Annotated in this window: 16 protein-coding genes; 12 read left to right on the forward strand and 4 right to left on the reverse strand. The window is 65.0% G+C overall.

The annotated features are described in order from the left end of the window. Position 1: 1 nt before the first annotated feature. Positions 2 to 466: a nuclear transport factor 2 family protein gene (locus CFE35_RS19660; RefSeq protein WP_292931987.1), complete on the reverse strand. Its 465-nt coding sequence runs from the start codon at positions 464 to 466 to the stop codon at positions 2 to 4. An 88-nt stretch (positions 467 to 554) separates the two neighbouring features. On the opposite strand from CFE35_RS19660, the gene CFE35_RS19665 reads away from it, so the two are divergent. From CFE35_RS19665 to CFE35_RS19720, 12 genes are all read left to right on the forward strand, one after another. After that, complete coding sequence (locus CFE35_RS19665; protein WP_292931988.1) at positions 555 to 1,325, forward strand: SDR family oxidoreductase; 771 nt, start codon at positions 555 to 557, stop codon at positions 1,323 to 1,325. Between the two features lie 40 nt (positions 1,326 to 1,365). Next, positions 1,366 to 2,658 carry an aromatic ring-hydroxylating dioxygenase subunit alpha gene (locus tag CFE35_RS19670; RefSeq protein ID WP_292931990.1) on the forward strand — a complete coding sequence of 431 codons (1,293 nt, stop codon included), beginning with the start codon at positions 1,366 to 1,368 and terminating at the stop codon, positions 2,656 to 2,658. Then, positions 2,655 to 3,428 carry an SDR family oxidoreductase gene (locus CFE35_RS19675; protein WP_292931991.1) on the forward strand — a complete coding sequence of 258 codons (774 nt, stop codon included), beginning with the start codon at positions 2,655 to 2,657 and terminating at the stop codon, positions 3,426 to 3,428. The genes CFE35_RS19670 and CFE35_RS19675 overlap by 4 nt, the downstream gene beginning before the upstream one ends. A gap of 1 nt (position 3,429) precedes the next feature. Further along, complete coding sequence (locus CFE35_RS19680) at positions 3,430 to 5,046, forward strand: FAD-dependent oxidoreductase (RefSeq protein WP_292931993.1); 1,617 nt, start codon at positions 3,430 to 3,432, stop codon at positions 5,044 to 5,046. A gap of 10 nt (positions 5,047 to 5,056) precedes the next feature. Then, entirely contained in the window at positions 5,057 to 6,007 is a 951-nt protein-coding gene (locus CFE35_RS19685; protein WP_292931994.1) for an NmrA family NAD(P)-binding protein, read from the forward strand. A gap of 91 nt (positions 6,008 to 6,098) precedes the next feature. Next, positions 6,099 to 7,097, forward strand: a complete 999-nt coding sequence (locus CFE35_RS19690) for an NADP-dependent oxidoreductase (RefSeq protein WP_292931995.1) — start codon at positions 6,099 to 6,101, stop codon at positions 7,095 to 7,097. Between the two features lie 205 nt (positions 7,098 to 7,302). Next, complete coding sequence (locus CFE35_RS19695; protein WP_292931997.1) at positions 7,303 to 9,801, forward strand: TonB-dependent receptor; 2,499 nt, start codon at positions 7,303 to 7,305, stop codon at positions 9,799 to 9,801. 46 nt (positions 9,802 to 9,847) lie between these two features. Then, positions 9,848 to 11,227, forward strand: coding sequence for an aromatic ring-hydroxylating dioxygenase subunit alpha (locus CFE35_RS19700; RefSeq protein ID WP_292931999.1), 1,380 nt, complete (start codon positions 9,848 to 9,850; stop codon positions 11,225 to 11,227). A gap of 2 nt (positions 11,228 to 11,229) precedes the next feature. After that, complete coding sequence (locus CFE35_RS19705) at positions 11,230 to 11,745, forward strand: nuclear transport factor 2 family protein (protein ID WP_292932033.1); 516 nt, start codon at positions 11,230 to 11,232, stop codon at positions 11,743 to 11,745. Beyond that, positions 11,742 to 12,251 (forward strand): nuclear transport factor 2 family protein, encoded by a 510-nt coding sequence (locus CFE35_RS19710; protein ID WP_292932000.1) that lies wholly within the window; start codon positions 11,742 to 11,744, stop codon positions 12,249 to 12,251. Before CFE35_RS19705 ends, CFE35_RS19710 begins: the two co-directional genes overlap by 4 nt. A 4-nt stretch (positions 12,252 to 12,255) precedes the next feature. After that, complete coding sequence (locus CFE35_RS19715) at positions 12,256 to 12,780, forward strand: nuclear transport factor 2 family protein (RefSeq protein WP_292932002.1); 525 nt, start codon at positions 12,256 to 12,258, stop codon at positions 12,778 to 12,780. Between the two features lie 16 nt (positions 12,781 to 12,796). After that, a complete protein-coding gene (locus CFE35_RS19720) occupies positions 12,797 to 14,140 on the forward strand; it encodes an aromatic ring-hydroxylating dioxygenase subunit alpha (RefSeq protein ID WP_292932003.1) in 1,344 nt (447 codons plus the stop codon). A gap of 165 nt (positions 14,141 to 14,305) precedes the next feature. Here the strand turns inward: CFE35_RS19720 and CFE35_RS19725 are convergent, their stop codons facing one another. From CFE35_RS19725 to CFE35_RS19735, 3 genes are read right to left on the reverse strand one after another with little or no spacing between them, the layout of a single operon-like run. Further along, on the reverse strand, positions 14,306 to 15,316 hold the full coding sequence (locus CFE35_RS19725) for an NADP-dependent oxidoreductase (RefSeq protein WP_292932004.1): 1,011 nt from the start codon (positions 15,314 to 15,316) through the stop codon (positions 14,306 to 14,308). An 11-nt stretch (positions 15,317 to 15,327) separates the two neighbouring features. Continuing rightward, positions 15,328 to 15,861, reverse strand: a complete 534-nt coding sequence (locus tag CFE35_RS19730; RefSeq protein ID WP_292932005.1) for a VOC family protein — start codon at positions 15,859 to 15,861, stop codon at positions 15,328 to 15,330. 13 nt (positions 15,862 to 15,874) lie between these two features. Continuing rightward, complete coding sequence (locus CFE35_RS19735; RefSeq protein WP_292932006.1) at positions 15,875 to 17,326, reverse strand: dihydrolipoamide acetyltransferase family protein; 1,452 nt, start codon at positions 17,324 to 17,326, stop codon at positions 15,875 to 15,877. Between the last annotated feature and the right edge of the window lie 8 nt (positions 17,327 to 17,334).

Raw genomic sequence — 17,334 nt, forward strand, 5'->3', positions numbered from 1 at the left:
TTCAGACATTTGCCGGATCGACGCGTTCCCAATCATGGTGCGCCTGCCGCGCGACGATAAGCCAGCGCCCATCGCGCTTTTCCATCCGGTCGCAGTATCGGCCCGCGACAATCCAGTCGGTCGCCTTGCCGCCGGTCGGCACCGGCGTGCCTTCGGTGTGGCCGGCTTCGATGAAGTGGTAGGCGACGAAGTTGGCTTCGGTCTCCACGCTCTGGCCGTCCGGCGCAAAGGCGAAGTGCAGATTGCCGATGGTGTGGTGCGTCGCGGGGATGGTGCCGAGCACGGCACTGGCAAAACCGATAAACTCGTCCGGCGATCCGACGAACGTGGAGTGCCGGTGGACATGGTCATCGGCGAAGCACGAGCGCACCAAGGCCCAGTCTTTCCGGTCGATTCCCTTGCAATAGCGGTGGAGCAGATCCCGGATCTCCTCGCGCGCCGAGAGCTCGTTTGTCGTCAGCGTCACGGCGCTTCCCCTCTCTTTTGCTAGTAACGTCTGCCTAGCATCCGGGGTGAATTGGTGGGAACTTGCATAATTGAGAGGACATTCGGGTATGGGCAGGCTGGCAGGCAAAGTCGCGATCATCACAGGGGCCGCGAAGGGCCTTGGCGAGGCGGATGCGCGCATGTTCGTGCGCGAAGGCGCGCGGGTCGTCCTCACCGACGTGGACCGTGAAAACGGGACACGCGTTGCCGCCGAACTGGGCGAAATGGCCGAGTTCCGCTACCTCGATGTGCGGCATGATGCCGAATGGAAGGTGCTGGTCGACGACGTCGCCCTCCGCCACGGCAAGCTCGATATTCTCGTCAACAACGCGGGCGTGGTCGAGCTTGGCGATATCGAGACGCAGACCGAGAAGGACTACCGCTTCATCATGGCCGTCAGCGCGGACGGCACCTGGTTCGGCTGCCAGCACGCGGTGCGCGTGATGAAGGAAACGGGTGGCGGATCGATCATCAACATGGCCTCGATCGCCTCGGTGCAGGGCGAAAGCGCGGTTGCGGCCTATTGCGCGGCCAAGGGCGCGGTTGAGGCGCTGACGCGGGCGGTGGCCGTTCACTGCGCCAAGAGCGGCTACAACATCCGCTGCAATTCGATCCACCCGGCCGGCGTGCTGACGCCGATGGTGATGGAAGTCGGCCGGCAGGCGGCGCTGATGCGCGGCGCGGAAGAGGCGCTCAACGCCGGACCGATCACCAAGCTCGGTGAGCCGGACGACATTGCCTACACGGTGCTGTTCCTCGCCTCGGACGAGAGCAAGTTCATCAACGGCGCGGCAATCCGCGCGGACGATGCGAAATCGGTGATCGCAGGGAACGCCTGAATTCGGCTCAGTGGCGATAGCCCGAAAAGGAGTGCGGCAGATGATGGATCAGCAGACGGTCGACACGATCAAGCGTCTGATGGAATGGGAAGCGGCGCGGGGGAGCCCGCCCGAAGGCTTCCCGCCGCTGCCGGACCTTCCCGCCGGGCGCTACACGTCTCAGGAGTATTACGACCTCGAGCAGAAGCACATCTGGAAGAAGAGCTGGCTGTTCGCCGCGCATCTCGATGAAGTGCCCGAACCGGGCAGCTTCATGCAGTGGGACAACGCGGGACAGCCGCTGATCATCGTCCACGGCATGGATGGCAAGGTCCGCGCGTTCTACAACACCTGCCGCCACCGCGGCGCGCCGGTCGTCACGCAGCAGAGCGGGCGCGCGCCGCGCCTGATGTGCGGTTATCACAACTGGACCTACAAGACCGACGGCGAGCTGATCGGCGTGCCGGAATCGCAGGATTTCGGCAGCAATTTCGACAAGTCGTGCCGCAGCCTGATCGGCGTGCGCTGCGAGATGTACGGCAAGCTGATCTTCGTGAACCTCGACGACAATGCGATGAGCTTGCGCGATTGGATGGGGCCGATCTGGGACGAGTGGGAGGAGTTCGCGTTCGACAAGATCAAGCTCGCCGCGCGCAATTCCTTCCACCTCAATTGCAACTGGAAGGTGGCGATGGAGGCCAACATGGAAGTCTACCATGTGCCCTTCATCCATCCCGATACGGTCGCGCCGCTGGTCGATCACAAGCGCAACGTCAACACGATGTACCCCCATGGCCACGCGCGGATGATCGCGCCTGCGCCGCAGCACACCAACCGCGAACACGTGCGCGCGATCGACAGCCCGCCCGAATGGAAGCAGATCGAGACGGTGGGCGAACTCGGCCGCAGCACCACGCAGAGCTACACGATGTTCCCCAACTGGGTCTCGCCGCTCTCCAACTTCTTCATTCCGCCGCTGATCTTCTGGCCGACCTCGCTGAACACCACCCGGCTCGAACTGATCACCATGGCACTCGATTGGGGTGATGGCCCCACGCCGGACTTGTGGACCGTGCCGGACGGGAAGGGCGGGCGCGATATGAGCCCGATCATCCAGGAAGACACCCAGTTCGGCGAGGCGATCCAGAAGTCGATGGAAAGCGACGGCTTCAAGTCCGTGCCACTGAGCTATCAGGAAGCGCGCATCTACAGCTTCCACCAGACCTGCGACAAGATGATCGGGCTGGAGAACGTGCCGGAGCACCTCGCGGTGAAGCAGGTCATCGGCAAGGAATGGGTCTGGCCCAACGATCCGCGCATCACCCTGATGGAACGCGAGGCGCAGCCGGCATGAGCATTCTGGAAAGTTTCCGCATCGACGGACAAGTGGCTGTCGTCACTGGCGCGGGCAAGGGCATCGGCCGCGCCATCGCCATCGCGCTGGCCGAAGCGGGCGCAGACGTCGCGCTGGGCGCACGCACGGCGGCGGACATCGAGGCCGTGGCCGAGGAAATCCGCGCGCGCGGGCGGCGCGCCCTCGCGGTGCCGACCGATGCCACCAGCATGGATGCGCTGGAAAACCTTGCCGCGCGGGCTGCGGCAGAGCTTGGCCCGGTGAACATCTGGGTCAACAATGCCGGCGGCATCCCCGATGGCAATCCGCGCTATCTGACCAAGACGACTGAACAAAGCTGGGACGCACAGGTCGACCTCAACCTCAAGGCCGTGTGGATGGGCGCGGTCGTCGCTGCGAAAGCCATGGGTGAGGCAGGCGGGGTGATCCTCAGCACGTCCTCGCGCGCGGCGTTCGGCCCGCAGGCGAAGAACGGGCCTTATGCCGCGGCGAAGGCGGGGGTGAACAGCCTCACCGAAACGCTCTCGCGCGAACTCGCGCCGAAGATCCGCGTCAATGCCGTCGCGCCGGGGCCGATCCCCACGCAGAACTTCAACGATTGCATGCGCACCGGCGATGAAGCCGCGCGCGAGGCGCTGCGCGAGATGATCCGCATCCCGCTCCAGCGCTATGGCCGCGAGGAGGATATCGCGGCGGCGGCGCTTTACCTGTGCTCGCCCGCATCGGGCTGGGTCACGGGCCAGTGCCTCTATGTCGCCGGAGGGCTGTGAGGTGAGCGAGACGACTGACGTCCTGATCATCGGCGCAGGCGCGGCGGGCATGGCGGCGGCGCTGTCTGCCCATGCGGCGGGCGCGTCTGTCACGCTGGTCGAAAAGGCTGACCGGCTGGGCGGCACGGCAGCAGTTTCGGGCGGGATCATCTGGGCGGCGAACAACCCCCGCATGCAGGCTGCGGGGCTGGCTGACAGCGAGGCGGATGCGCTCGCCTATTTCGGCAGTCTCGATCACGGCGAGATGGAGCCCGAAGTGCTGGGCGCGTTCGTGCGCGAAGCACCCGGCGCGCTGGCGTTTCTGGAAGATGCAGGCGCGCTCGCGGTCAGTATCCTGCCGAGCTATCCGGACTACTACCTCGACCGGCCCGGTGCGAAACCGGAAGGCGGGCGGGCGCTCGATAACGAACTGTTCGACTTCACCACGCTCGGTCCGTGGGCGGAGAAGGTGTTCAGCGACGGTGTGATCCAGCGCATGATGCTGCGCGAAACGCCGCTCGGCGGCAGCAGCGGGTACGTCGATCCGGCGGAGCTGAAGCGCCGGGCGGAGGCGGACTTGCGCGGGTTCGGGCAGGCGATGGTCGGGCGGCTGCTGGCAGCCTGCCTTGCGCGCGGGATCGAGCCGCAGCTGGGCCTGAAGGCCGAGCGGCTGATCGTCGAGGCTGGCCGGGTGGTCGGTGTGGAGTTTGCTGGCGGGCGCAGCATTCGCGCAGGCAGGGGCGTCATTCTCGCAACCGGCGGGTTCGAGTGGAACGAGAGCCTCAAGAAAACCTTCCTGCGCGGGCCGCTCGATATGCCGGCCTCGCCGCCAGGCAATACCGGCGATGGGCTGAAACTGGCGATGTCCGTCGGCGCAGGGCTGGGCAACATGACCTCGGCTTGGTGGGTACCCACGCTTTCCCCCAGCGGCGCGCAGTGGCCGGGCGGCGAGCAGCGCGCTTCGCCAGTGCTGATCGAGCGGACCTTGCCGCACAGCCTGCTTGTCAACCGCGCGGGGCGACGGTTTTGCAACGAGGCGAACAACTATTCCTCGCTGGCGGGCGCGTTCCACCAGTTCGATCCGGCGACGTATGACTATCCCAACAATCCGGCGTGGCTGGTGTTCGATGCGCAATATCGCGCGCGTTATCCGCTGGGCACGGTGATGCCGTTCGATCCGCTGCCGGACTGGGTTTTCGCGGCCGATACGCTGGAAGAACTGGCCGCGAAGATCGGCGTTGATGCTGCAACTTTTGTGCAGACGGTGGAGCGCTTCAACGCCCATGCTGCAACCGCCGAAGACCCCGATTTCGGGCGCGGCGTCAGCGCTTACGATCATTTCTACGGCGACCGTTCGCGCCCCAGCGCGGCGGCAACCCTGGGGCCGCTGGATCAGGGGCCGTTTCATGCCGTGCAGCTCAAGCTCGGCGCACTCGGCACCAATGGCGGGGCGCGGACAAATGCTGCGGCGCAAGTGCTGGATGTGAACGGCGAGCCGATCCCCGGGCTTTACGGCGCGGGCAACGTGATCGCGTGTCCCACGGGTAGCGTTTACGCAGGCGCAGGCGGCACGCTGGGGCCAGCACTGACATTCGGATGCATTGCCGGGCGGACAGCCGCACGGCTCGCCAATCAATAAGGAAATCAAAATGGAGCGCATACTGGTACTGGGCGCGACGGGCGACCAGGGGCATCCGCTGCTCACCCGGCTGATCGCGGCGGGGCTGACCCCGGTGGCCGCGCTGCGCAATCCGCAGGCGCTGGCAGGCACCGAGTTCGCGCATGTCGAAACCGTGGCGGCGGATATCTACGACGAAGCCTCGATGATCGCGGCGGCCAAGGGGATGGACGCGATTGCCGCGCACCTGCCCTTCGTGTTCGACCGGGACCTCGCGCAGAAGATGGGCGCAAGCATCGCGGCGGCAGGCAAGGCGAACGGCGTAAAGCGCATTGTCTTCCACACCAGCTGCCACATCACTGACGAGGACATTGGCAGCCCGGCGATGGACGGGCGGCGCGATATCATCGCCGCGATTGCGGGCAGCGGCTGCGAATGGGCGATCATCGAATCGCGCGTGTTCATGGACAATATGATCCGCAGCTGGAACAAGCCCGGCATCGTGAACAAGGGCATCTTTGCCTATCCGGCCAAGCCCGATCTCAGGATTTCGTGGATCTGCCTTGATGACGTCGCGGCCTTCATGGTCGAGGCGCTGACCAATCCGGACCTGCCCAGCGGGCGCTACAAGGTCGGCGGGCCGGAAGCGCTGGTGGGCGACGAGGTTGCCGCGACCCTGAGCAAGGTCTCGGGCAAGGCGATCGTGTTCAAGAGCCTGACGCCGGACGATTTCGCCTCGGCCATGAGCCTGCTGGTGACGGGGTCGGCGGAAGTGAAGCCCGCCTCGATCTATGACGGGATGGCTCAGTTCTATCGCTGGTACAACGCGCAAGCCACCTCGCCGCTGGTGGTGACGCCGGAGGAAATGGCGCGGCACTTCAAGCACAAGCCCGCCAGCCTTGCCGAATGGGCAGCGCGGCAGGACTGGAACGATCCGCGCGATCCGGCGCTTGCCACCCGTATGGCGGGTATGGCGCGCTAGTACCCTTTCGGGCTCATTCAATTCGGTAGGTCCGGATGTGCGGCACTGCCGCTAGTCTCGGCAACAACACAACACTTCTGGGAGATCTCGCGTGACTGAAACCCGCCAATGGCTGCTCAATGGACACCCGCGCGGCCGCCCGATCAACGATGATGATCTGAAGCTGGTGACGACCACGCTGCCCGAACCCGGTCCGGGCCAGATGCTGCTCAAGACGCACTTCCTCGGCTTTGATCCGGCACAGAAGGGCTGGATGGAAAACATTGCCGACTACGTCGCGCCGATGGCTATCGGCGATGTGATGCGCGGCTCGGGTATCGTCGAGGTCGTGGCGAGCAATGGCGGCAAGTTCCCCGTCGGCACCGTGCTGGCCGGTTCGATCTGCTGGAGCGAATACCTCATCCATGACGGCGATGGCCTGATTCCTGCGATGCCCGATCTGCCGCCGACGGCGATGCTCTCGATCCTCGGGACCACGGGCGTGACGGCGTACTGCGGCCTGTTCAAGGTCGGCGAACCGGTGGCGGGTGATGTCGTCGTCGTTTCCGGCGCGGCGGGCGCCACAGGCTCGATCGTCGGCCAGCTGGCCAAGATCGCGGGCTGCACCGTGATCGGCATCGCGGGCGGACCTGAAAAGTGCGAGTGGCTCGTCAAGGAAGCGGGCTATGACCACGCCATCGATTACAAGGCCGGGCCGATCCGCGCGCAATTGAAGGAACTCGCGCCCAACGGGATCAACGTGATCTTCGACAATGTCGGCGGCAAGATCCTGAATGACATGCTCGCGTGCATCGCCACCAATGCCCGCGTGGTGATCTGCGGCGGCATCAGCCGCTATGAAACCGGCAACCTGCCTGCCGGTCCCGAAAACTACTTCAACCTCGTGTTCCGCCGCGCGCGGATGCAGGGCTTCATCGTGCTTGATTGGGCCAGCGAGTTCCCGGATATCCGCCGCCGTCTGGTCAAGTGGGTGAACGAAGGCCGCCTGGCCTACCGCGAAGACGTCCAGCACGGCTTCGAGAACGCGCCTGCCACCTTGCAGCGCCTGTTCTCCGGCTCGAACAAGGGCAAGCAGCTGCTCAAGCTGTAATCCCGGCATCTGGCCCGCGCGCGCCGCATGGCGCTCGCGGGCCAGCTTGTGCCGGCTCAGTTCCGGCACCCCTGCCGGTTTCCTATCAAAAGTATCTAAGACGCGCATAAACAGTTGAGCAGAAGGGCTGGATTGATACCCTTGTACCCGTCAGCTGTACCGCGAAAGAATCCGGGCGGCGGCATCATGAAGCGGGAGAGGCACAATGCAGCACACCAAATCGGTGCGACCGGAATTTCTTTCGAGCACGGCGCGTGTCGCTGCTCTGGCCCTGTTGGCGCCCGGAGCGCTGCTGGCAGCAAACCCGGCGTTGGCCGCTGAAGAGCAGGCCCCGCCGCAGGCCGGAGCGGCTGCGGAAACCACAGCCTCCAGCGGGGTCGAAGACATCATCGTGACGGCCCGCCGCCGTTCGGAAAGCGTGCAGAGCATTCCGGTGGCCGTGCAGGCGATCAGCGCGCAGACCATCCAGTCACGCGATCTCACCAGCCTTGAGAAGATTGCCGCCGCCACGCCGCAGTTCACCGTCGCGCGCGCCTCGAACGGCGCAGGCGCGCAGCTCACGATGCGCGGTATTGGCTCCAACGCGACCTCGATCGGCATCGAGCAGTCCGTCGCGATCGTGGTGGACAGCGTCTATTACGGGCAAGGCCGCGTCATCAACGAAGGCTTCTTCGATCTCGCCCGGGTCGAGGTGCTGAAGGGCCCGCAGGCGCTGTTCTTCGGCAAGAACGCGACGGCCGGCGTGATCAGCCTGACCACGGCGGACCCCGGCAAGGACCGCGAGATCATCGGCCGGATCGGTTATGAGGCCAATGCCCGCCAGCTCTACGGCGAGGCCATCTATTCGACTCCGCTGGGCGACAACTGGGGCCTTCGCCTCGCGGTGCGTGGCTCGAAGATGTTCGGCGGCTGGTATCGCAATGCCGCCGGTTCGCAGAATTACCCGACCCTCGACGTCGCCAAGGGCTTTGTATCGACCAACCACGTCGCCGCCCCCGCCGCGGCCGATCAGCCGCAGGAGCGCGAGCTGATCGGGCGTGCGACGCTGAAGTATGATGGCGGCGGTGGCCTCACCGCGACGCTCAAGGCTTCGGGTTCGTGGAACGACACCATCGGCAATGGCTGGAACTATTCGGCAGTGCGGTGCCCGACGGGCGCGACCGCGCTGAACCCGGCCTACAAGTGCGATGGCGGCTTCAAGATCTACCAGAACAACTTCCCTGTTGACATCGCGCAGGCCACCCCGTTTGCGCGTTCCAACGGCGATCTCTACAACACCTACAAGTCGTGGCAGGTGACCGGCACGGTCAACTACGACATGGAGAACGTCACCCTCAACTCGGTCACCAACTACAACTGGAACAACAACAAGTTCGGCTGCGACTGCGATTTCCTCGGCGGCGGCGTGTGGGCGACGGAAAACGCCAGCTACCACGCCTTCAGCCAGGAACTGCGCGCACAGACCAAGTTCGACAGCCCGGTCAACCTGATGGTCGGCGGTCTTTACCAGAAGACCAGGCGGGACTTCTTCCAGGCGGTGCTCTTCGCCAGTCTCGAGAACTCGGCTGCGCCCACGGGCATGCGCTATGTCGCCTATTCCAAGGAATCGGCGACCGACGGCGAAACCTTGTCGGCCTATGGTCAGGCGACGTGGAAGATCCTCCCCACGGTCGAAGCAACCGCGGGCGTGCGCTACACGCACGAAACCAAGAAGAGCACTTTCACGCAGCCTTACGTGAACCCGGCGCTCACCGGTATCTTCCGTCCGCAGAGCGCTGCGGCGAACGGCGTGCTGACGGGTGACCAGACCTTCAACGACTGGTCGCCGGACGTGACGATCAGCTGGAAGCCGACAACCGACGTGATGGTCTACGGCGCATACAAGACCGCCTACAAGTCGGGCGGCTTCTCCAACAGCGCGATCAACTCCTCGCTGGTGACCGTCAATCCTTCCGCGGACCTTGCGTTCAACCCGGAAAAGGGCCGTGGTTTCGAAGCGGGTATCAAGACCACGCTGTTCGACCGCCAGCTGCGCGCGAACCTGACACTCTACAGCTACAAGTACACCGACCTGCAGATCGACTTCTTCAACGCGCAGGTCTTCGCCTACGTCACCTACAATGCCGGTGCGGCGCGCTCGAAGGGTGCCGAACTGGAGCTGGAATACGCGCCGCGTTCGGTCCCGGGCCTGACGCTGCGCGGCACACTCAATTACAACCGCGCGCGCTATATCAACTTCATCGCGCCGTGCTGGTCGGGCCAGAGCATTGCGGCGGGCTGCTCGCTGAAGGTGAACGGTATCGAGCGGCAGGACCTTTCCGGTACGCCGACTTCGGCTGCCCCGGAATGGACCGCGACGGCCGGGGTTTCCTATGAGACCGACCTCGGATCGAGCCTCAAGATCGGCGGCAACGTCGATACGCGCACCTCGAGCTCGTATCTCGGATCGAGCTTCGGCGATCCCTATACCCGTCAGGATGGCTATGCCGTGCTCGATGCGGGCCTCCGGATCGGTGCCCAGAATGATCGCTGGCAGCTGGCTGTCATCGGCAAGAACCTGACCAACAAGTTCTACTTCATCGGCGGAGGCACCGCACCGCTGACGGGGGCAGGCACTGGCACCAACAACGCCACGCGGGGCGATATCATCGGCTACGGCGCAATGCCGCGCACGGTGCGGTTCCAGCTTACCGTCCGCTATTGATGATCAGCGGGAAGAGGCAGATCAGGGTGACAAGGAGCATAACCGCATGAACCTCGAAACCAGCCTGCCTCTTCCTGCAGAGCCCGGAACCGCTCGGTGCCCCGGGCCGAGCACGCGCGATATCATCCTCGCCGACGGGCAGGACGTGCCGCCCGCGCTGATCGCCGAGGCCTACAGCTTCGCTGGCGATGCCGACATCGAATATGACCGCTACACCAGCTCCGATTTCATGGCGCGCGAGTTCACCCAGATGTGGGCGCGCACCTGGCAATGGGCCGCGCGCGAGGAGCATATTCCCGAAGCGGGCGATTACATCACCTACGATATCGGCCCGTGGTCGGTGCTCATCGTGCGCGGCGATGACATGGAGATCCGTGCCTATCGCAATGCCTGCCTCCACCGCGGCACCCAGCTCAAACGGTCGGACACCAGCGGCAATGCGATGGAACTGCGCTGCCCGTTCCACGGCTGGCGCTGGTCGCTCGAAGGGGGCCTTTCGCATGTGCCCTGCCGGTGGGACTTCCCGCATGTGAAGGACGAGGATTTCAGCCTGCCGCAAGTGCAGATGGAAACCTGGGGCGGGTTCATCTTCATCAACCTCGATCCCGAAGCGCGCCCGCTGGCCGAACAGCTGGGGCCGCTGGCCGAGCATTTCTCCGGCCGCTGGGATCTCGCTGACCGGCGCATCGCGCTCCATGTGCAGAAGGAACTGCCGACCAACTGGAAGGCTGCGCAGGAGGCCTTCCTCGAAGCCTACCACGTCTACGAAACGCACTCTCAGGCGCTGCCGACGGCGGCGGACGCCAATGCGCAGTATGATCTGTTCAGCGATCACGTGACGCGCTTCGTCCACACCATCGGCGTGGCGAGCCCGCACTACACCGGCACGCAGACCGAGCAGGAACTGTTTGACCGGATGCGCGTTTCGCCCGGCGTCCTGCCTGAAGGGCGGACGGCGCGGTCCTATGCGGCGGAGAAGCTGCGCGAACAGATGTCGGCCGATCTGGGCGTCCCGCTGGACATGTATTCCGACAGCGAGATGCTCGATTCCATCGAGTATCACCTGTTCCCCAACATGTGCCTGTTTCCGGGCGTTTCGCTGCCGATGATCTACCGCTTCCGGCCCATCGGCAATGATCCGTCGCGCTCGCTGTTCGATCTCATGTTCCTCAAGCTGGTGCCGCCGGGCACCCCGGTTGAGCATCCGCCCGAGCCGGTGCGGCTTTCGGTCGAGCAATCCTATGCCGAAGCGCCGGGGATGAACCCGGGGCTGGGCGGGGTCTACGATCAGGACACCGACAACCTCGCGCTGCAGTATCAGGGCTTTCTCGGCTCGGCGAAGCGCGGGCAGACGCTGGGCAACTATCAGGAAGCGCGCATCCGGCAGTTCCACCAGACGCTCGACAGCTATCTGGAAAGGGCGTGACGATGGACGCGCTCGACCGTCTCGTTTCGCGGCAGGCAATCTACGACCTCAGCTGCGACTACATGCGCGCGCAGGACCGGCTCGATCCCGCGCTGCACATCTCGGTGTTCCACGATGATGCGACAACCGATTACGGCGCTGGCTGGCAAGGCGATGCAGCGGGCTTCGTCGAATTCGCGCAGCGTGTGCTCACCCCGCACAAGGCCAATCACCACATGATCGGGCAAGTGCGGATCGATTTCGAAAGCGAGACCCAAGCGTTCGGCGAAGTCTATTTTCAGGCGCACCACCGGATCGTGGCGGAGGACGGCGAGCGGGACATGTTCGTCGCCGGGCGCTACGTAGATCGGTACGAGCGGCGCGCGGGCGTGTGGAAGATCGCGCACCGCACCGAACTGGTCGATTGGGTGCGTGATGAGCCCGCAGCCGACTTGCCCGGCAGCGACACGATGTTCCCGTGGGGCGGGCGCAGCCCCGATGATCTCAGCTGCCGGCGCGAGGAGATGCGGACCCGATGAGCAAGGTATACCCTGAGCAGGTCGCCGATCGGTTGGCGATCGTGGATGTGCTGAACCGCTATGCGCGCGGGATCGACCGTTGCGATCTCGCGGTGCTGAAAAGCGTGTGGTGGGACGATGCGCTGGTCGATTACGGCACCGGCGAAGCCCCGGCGCTAGGCTGGTCCGAAACCGTGCTGCCCGCACTTGGCGCGATGCGGCGGACGCAGCACTTCCTCGGCAACATGCTGATCGATATCGACGGCGCGAGCGCAACTGCCGAGACCTATTGCCGCGCGTGGCATGAAGTCGATTCGCCCGATGGCCCGCAGGAAATGGACGTCGGCGGGCGCTATCTCGACAGGCTGGAGAAACGCGGCGACGAATGGCGCTTGCTTCACCGCCGCTATGTGCTCGATTGGAGCCGGAATTGTCCCTCGACTGCGCAGTGGGACGGACCGCTCTACGGTACGCTGAAGCGCCACGGCAAGCGCATGCCCGACGATGCCCTCTATACCGGAGACTGAACCGATGGCCGCTGATCTCGATCCCCGCGTGGCGCTGCTGCTCGACAAGATGGCCTGCACCGAACTCGTCCACCGCCTCGCGCGCGGGATCGACCGATGCGATGCCGATCTGGTGCGCGCGGTGTTCCACCCCGACGCCACTGACGACCACGGCATGTATCAGGGCACGGCCGCCGATTTCGTGCCGTGGGTGATGGAAGTGCTCGCCGGGATGCGCCGCACCCAGCACATGATCGGCAACGTGCTGATCGAGGTGGACGGCGACAAGGCGCAGGGCGAGGCCTATTTCATCGCGCACCACCACATCCCCGGCGAAAGCGGCGATACCTTCATGGTCGCCGCCGGGCGCTATCTCGACCGGTTCGAGCGGCGCGATGGGACATGGAAGATGTCGCACCGCCATGCCGTCTATGACTGGAGCACGGCACAAGCTTCGACCGACATGTGGGACCGCGCCGCCATGCCGGGATACGCATTTGGCGAACGCGGCCACGCCGATCCATCATACAACCACTTCAACGGTGCCTGAAACAGGAGACCATCCCATGACGACTCAAGCACAGCTCGCCCGCGCCCGCGCCACGTCGCTGGCCGATATTACCCCGCTGGCCGATCCGGCGCTGGGCAACGCGCCGATCACGCCGGATCGCTATTTCTCGAAGGAATGGGCGGACCGCGAGTGGGACAAGATCTGGACCAAGACCTGGCAGATCGCGGGCACACAGGCGCAGATCCCCAATACGGGCGACTGGCTGACGGCTGATTTCGGCCCCGAAACCATCGTCTGCGTGCGCGGCGACGACGGGCAGGTGCGCGCGTTCTACAACGTGTGCCAGCACCGCGCGATGCCGGTTGTCTCGGGTGAACAGGGCAACTCCAAGCGGCTCGTCTGCCCCTATCACGGCTGGTCCTATGATCTTGCCGGCAAGCTCAAGGTCGTGCCGGATGAGGCTGATTTCGTGCAGGGTTCGCCGTGCGGCAAGCTCAACCTGATCGAGGTGAAGTGTGAGACCTGGGCCGGGTTCGTATGGATCAACATGGACAACGACGCTGCGCCACTGCGCCAGTTCATGGGGCCGATCGCCGATCAGATCGATACGTATCCGATGGACGCGATGGTCCGCACGCACTGGGTGACGATCGAGGGCAACTTCAACTGGAAGCTGGTGCAGGACAACTTCAACGAGAGCTATCACGTGCCCTTCGTCCATCCGCAGACGAAGTTCGTGATGGAATATGCCTATAGCCAGTGCCAGTTCGATCTCTACCCCGAAGGCCACGCGCGCATGTTCATGCCGGGCGCCGGGCCGACCAAGCAGCTGCGCGGCGGCGAGGCGGAAACGCTCGAAATGCTGCGCGAGGAGCTGGAGTTCTGGGGGCTCGATCCCGCTCAGTTCCGCGGCGGCAAGACGGGCGAGATCCGGAAAGCGCTGCAGAAAGCGAAGCGCGAGAAGGGCGCCGAGAAGGGCTTTGATTTCTCGACCTACCACGATGACCAGCTGACCGATCACTGGCACTACACGATCTTCCCGAACCTCTCGTTCAGCCTCAAGCCCGATGGCAACATCTGGCTGCGCGCCCGCCCGCACGAGACCGATCCGGAAAAGTGCTACTTCGACATGTGGTACATGACGCTCTTCCCCGCGGGCACGACGCGGTACTACTCGCAGTCGATGTCGGAATGGGTCGACGTCTCGGTCCCCGCGCCGCACGTGCAGGGCAAGTGGGGCGAGGTTTCCGCTGGGCCGGGCATCGATCAGGACGTGTCGGTTTGGGAGCAGCAGCAGCGCGGCCTGCACTCGCGCGGCTACAAGCGCGATTACCTCGCGTTTCAGGAACGCCGGGTGCGGTATTTCCACGAGAATCTGGAAAAGTGGATGGCGGACTAGACGTCACGCTCATTCATTCTGCGTCACCCCGGGCTTGACCCGGGGTTAGGCTCTGCTTCCAGCGCAGCGCCGGAAAAAAGAAAGCCAAGGCCCGGATCAAGTCCGGGCCGACGCTTCTGTTGGATGTATTCCAGCGCTGGGCCGCTTACACGCCCGTGCGGGGTGCTACGCCACCTTCACCAGCACCTTCCCGATAGCGCCGCCGCCCAGCATCCGTGCATAGGCGGCGAGCGTGTTTTCAAGGCCCGGCGTTTCGTCAAACCGCGAAACGAGGCGGCCTTCATCGTGCCAAGCGCGCAGCGGGGGGATGAACTCTTCCGCACGGCCGAAGTGATCGGGCACGAAGAAGCCTTCGATCCGCAGCCGCTTCATCAGCACCTGATCATAGCGCGCAGGGCCGGGCAGCGGCTTGTCGGCATCATAGGCGGCAACCAGCCCGCAAACCGCGACGCAGCCGAACAGCGCCATGTTGGGCAGGATCGCATCCAGAATCGGCCCGCCGACATTGTCGAAATAGGCATTGAGCCCGCCGGGCACTTCGGCGGCAAGGCGCGCGGCGATATCGTCGGCCTTGTAGTCGATGGCGATGTCCGCACCCAGTTCCTCGGTCAGGTAGGCGCACTTGGCAGGTCCGCCCGCAATGCCGACGACATGGGCGCCAAGATTGCGCGCGACCTGCACGGCAAGGCTGCCCGTGGCCCCGGCAGCAGCGGAGACGGCGATCCACTGGCCGGGCTGGATGCGCGCGGTATCCCGCACGCCGAGCAGCGCGGTCCAGCCGTTCATGCCGAGCGCACCGAAATGCTCGCGCAGATCAGGGAGGCTTTCATCGAGCGCCATCAGTCCGGCTTCGACCGGGGTGACAACGGAGTAGTCCGCCCACTGGCCGAAGCCGCGCACCAGGGTGCCTTCGGGGAACGCCGCATCGCGGCTTTCGGTGATCCGTCCGATCACGAGGCCGGACATCTTCGCGCCAAGCGGCAGGGGCGGCTGATAGCCATCGGTGCGCGGGCTCATCCACATGCGCGTGCCCGCGTCCATCGAGAGCCACTGCGCGGCGATGCGCACTTGCCCTTCGGTCAGCGGCTGGAGCGCTTCCTCGCGCAAGGAGAGCGCGCTGGCGAAGTCGTCGCCCTTGGGATGGGCATCGAGCTGCCAGAAACGGTTGGTGGTCATGGGGGAGGCTTTCAGCGCAGGCGGATGGTGGTGATGAGGTCGCGCTCCGGTGCGCCATCCTGGGCCGCGTTGGCTATCATCGCGTAGAAACCGAGGAGGCTGGGCCGCGGGCTGTAAAGCTCGGTCATGTGGCCGAGCGTGGCAGTGGTGTCTGCGAAGGCGAAGACGAAGCCATCGGCCATTTCCGCCCGCATGGCGCAAGGCGCGCCCTGCGCTTCGAGCTGGGCCAGCGCGGCATCCACATCGTCTACGAACACGGCCGTATGGTGGATGCCGTAGCTGCCCGAGCCTTCCGGATACATGTCGTGGAAGGGGGAAGGGCCGGGATTGTTCTGCTGGACGAACTCGATCATCACTTCGCCCCATTGGCCATAGGCCGAGGAATGATCGAGCACGCGTTCCACCCCGCGATGCACCGAGCGCGCAACGGGGATGTTGTCCGCCACGAAGAACGGCCCGGAGCCAAACGCCGCGTGGTGCGCAGCCGCAGCCGCGCGCACGTCGGCGCAGAAATAGGCGACCTGCCGGATGGGCCTGCCGATCACCTTACCCGCCCCATCAGGAGAACAGCGATTCCGGCGTTTCGATCAGCGCTTTCAGCGTCTGCAGGAAGGCCGCGCCCGCCGCACCGTCGATGGCGCGGTGATCGACCGAGAGCGAAAGCTTGATCTGGCCCTCGAACGCGATGTCACCGTCTGCCGTTTCCACAGCGACGCGGTTGATCCCGCCAACGGCCAGAATTGCGCCCTGCGGCGGATTGATGATCGCGTCGAATTCCTCGATCCCGAACATGCCGAGGTTCGAGATGGAGAACGTACCGCCGTCCATGTCCTCGAAGCTCAGCCGTCCGGCCTGCGCCTTGTCGATCAGGGCGCGGGTGGTGGCCGCGATCTGCGCGATGTGCATCCGGTCTGCCTGGCGCACGATCGGCGTGACGAGGCCCTTGGGGCTCGCCACCGCAATCGCCACGTCGGCATGGGGGAAGCTGTGCACCGCCTCGGCGGCGACTTGCACGTTGACATCCGGATGGCGGACCAGCGCCATGGCGACGGCCTTGACCAGATAGTCGTTGATTGAAGCCTTGGTGCCCATGACGACGTTCGCCGTCTTGCGCAGCGCGACCAGTTCATCGACCCGCGCCGAAACGCGCAAGTAGAAGTGCGGGATGGTCTGCTTGGCTTCGGTCAGGCGACGGGCGACGACCTTGCGCACCTTGTCGAACGGCTGGACGACCGGCGTGTTGGCGACCGCCACGAAGGGCGCACCGAACGCGGGGGCAGGGGCCGCTTCCGGCACGGCGGGCTTTACCGCGCCAAGCACGTCGGCCTTCGAGATACGGCCGCGCGGGCCGGTGCCCTTGAGCGTGCTCAGGTCGATGCCATACTGCGCGGCAAGGCGCGCGGCGAGGGGCGAGGCATAGATCGCCTGCGCCACCGGCGGCAGATCGGCGGGACCCTTCGGCGTATAGACCTGCTCTGGGCGCATCGCCTGCACCACATCCTGATAGGTGATGCGGCCACCCCGGCCCGAACCCGCGATGGGCTCGATATCGACCCCATTGGCTTCGGCAAGCTTCAGGGCTTCGGGGCTGATCGGGCGGTTGGTGACGATCTTCTTCGGCGCAGCAGCGGCGGGGGCAGGGGCCGGTTCCGGCGCAGCGGCAGCAGCAGGCGCTGCGTCTGCGCTGGCGGCCTTGGCGGCAACCCCGGTTTCCGCCGGCTTGAACGCGGCGATGAAGGCGTCAACCTCGGCATCCGTGGTGGCGGCATCGGTGAACACGCCCAGCAGCGCGCCCACCGGGTGCGGCTGATCGCTGGCGGGCACGAGCACGCGCTTCAGCACGGCATCGTATTCCGCTTCGACTTCGTTGGTGATCTTGTCGGTTTCAATGAGGCAGATGACCTGGCCGCGCGTGAACGCCTGGCCTTCCTGGACCATCCATTCGGCAATGGTGCCCTCGGTCATTTCGATGCCCCACTTGGGCATGCAGAAGGGGCGGATATCGGCCATGACGGCTT

The organism is Novosphingobium sp. PASSN1 (genome assembly GCF_002278815.1).

Bases quoted from the DNA above. Each gene is read 5' to 3' on its own strand.
- CFE35_RS19665 (WP_292931988.1), top strand. From the start codon at position 555: ATGGGCAGGCTGGCAGGCAAAGTCGCGATCATCACAGGGGCCGCGAAG.
- CFE35_RS19670 (WP_292931990.1), top strand. From the start codon at position 1,366: ATGATGGATCAGCAGACGGTCGACACGATCAAGCGTCTGATGGAATGG.
- CFE35_RS19675 (WP_292931991.1), top strand. From the start codon at position 2,655: ATGAGCATTCTGGAAAGTTTCCGCATCGACGGACAAGTGGCTGTCGTC.
- CFE35_RS19685 (WP_292931994.1), top strand. From the start codon at position 5,057: ATGGAGCGCATACTGGTACTGGGCGCGACGGGCGACCAGGGGCATCCG.
- CFE35_RS19695 (WP_292931997.1), top strand. From the start codon at position 7,303: ATGCAGCACACCAAATCGGTGCGACCGGAATTTCTTTCGAGCACGGCG.
- CFE35_RS19700 (WP_292931999.1), top strand. From the start codon at position 9,848: ATGAACCTCGAAACCAGCCTGCCTCTTCCTGCAGAGCCCGGAACCGCT.
- CFE35_RS19705 (WP_292932033.1), top strand. From the start codon at position 11,230: ATGGACGCGCTCGACCGTCTCGTTTCGCGGCAGGCAATCTACGACCTC.
- CFE35_RS19710 (WP_292932000.1), top strand. From the start codon at position 11,742: ATGAGCAAGGTATACCCTGAGCAGGTCGCCGATCGGTTGGCGATCGTG.
- CFE35_RS19715 (WP_292932002.1), top strand. From the start codon at position 12,256: ATGGCCGCTGATCTCGATCCCCGCGTGGCGCTGCTGCTCGACAAGATG.
- CFE35_RS19720 (WP_292932003.1), top strand. From the start codon at position 12,797: ATGACGACTCAAGCACAGCTCGCCCGCGCCCGCGCCACGTCGCTGGCC.
- CFE35_RS19725 (WP_292932004.1), bottom strand. From the start codon at position 15,316: ATGACCACCAACCGTTTCTGGCAGCTCGATGCCCATCCCAAGGGCGAC.
- CFE35_RS19735 (WP_292932006.1), bottom strand. From the start codon at position 17,326: ATGGCCGATATCCGCCCCTTCTGCATGCCCAAGTGGGGCATCGAAATG.